Annotated in this window: 2 protein-coding genes; both read right to left on the bottom strand. The window is 48.1% G+C overall.

Going from position 1 to position 1,081, the window contains the following annotated elements; genetic code table 11:
* Nucleotides 1–123: 123 nt before the first annotated feature.
* The gene (locus tag EBR25_14415) at nt 124–357 is read right to left on the bottom strand and encodes a hypothetical protein (GenBank protein NBW42163.1); all 234 of its coding nucleotides are present in this window, start codon (nt 355–357) and stop codon (nt 124–126) included.
* 164 nt (nt 358–521) lie between these two features.
* On the bottom strand, nt 522–1,081 hold a 560-nt coding region (locus EBR25_14410), incomplete at its 5' end, for a hypothetical protein (protein ID NBW42162.1).

Raw genomic sequence — 1,081 nt, 5'->3', positions numbered from 1 at the left:
CTGCTCTTTACGAGGGAGCTAATGATCCCTTTAGCCTCGGGGGAGGCTGATGTACAGAATATCCCAACGTCTCAGAATGTGTCTATTGGTCTCACATTTGTCGGTTAGCAGCTTAACTCTGGCTTAGTTGCCTCGCTTCTTGATGTCTCTGATCAGCCACCAAATGATTGAGGTGAGGAAAAGGAGGAATGCCCCTGGAAGACTTAGGAAAAGCAACCAGAGCCAAGCACCTCCACCGGTCCCCTCATTCCACATATCGCCCTCTGTGAACAAGGAAGTAATGAATGCGAGAGCAAAAGGGAGGACCAACAGCACCAGGGCTGCATAACTGAGGTACCTCGGTCGAAATCTGCTCACTTACTCACTCCTGAACGGCTACCGGCTTAACCCGCAAAACGATCCTTTTCTCAGAAACCTTATTGCTTATTGTTATAAGTTGTGTCGACACACCAGCTCCATCAGCGGGGGTCTAGTAGTCCGTCTCTAAGAAACTCTCGCACTTTATAGTGACCTTGCAGCCTCTAGCTATTTCCTTCTACTACAACTCCAACCGCACCATAAAAACTGGTAACCCGTGTGTCCTTTATCTTTACAGATATAAAGGCGGCTTCATGTAATTTCTTCGATTCTTCACAGGCCTTTCTGGCCCTCAATTCGATTGTTTTCCTTGCACTAGATGAGGTTGTGGAAAGGACGTATCCGGTACATACGATTGAGATAACACCTGAGAAACCGCCAATGTCTCTCTCCAACTTAGCTTTGTGAGCCAGAGAAAGACTTGATCCACGGAACCCGCCACGCAACAAGCTCGAGGCTTTGAACGGTGCGAGGCTAAATGCCGGAATTGAAATATTTGTGTACGCAGCCCGCCCCCATTCGTTTGAAAAAGCAACATTGAGAATGTCTCCGTTATCAATCTCGTAGAAGTAGTACCGATCAGAGCCAAGGGGAATTGCCCTCTTTTCTGATCCATCTTTAGCCAGGAAATTTAGAGTGTCGATGGGGCCATCTGACTCGGCTAATGGAACGTATGCTATCAACCAATTCGAGCCTCGGGCCTCGGCACTAGCGGATGCGATTT

It is taken from the genome of bacterium (assembly GCA_009926305.1).
GTDB lineage: Bacteria > Bdellovibrionota_C > UBA2361 > UBA2361 > RFPC01 > RFPC01.
The sequence above is the reverse complement of the archived record's forward strand: the minus strand, read 5'-3'. Positions and strand labels throughout refer to the sequence as shown.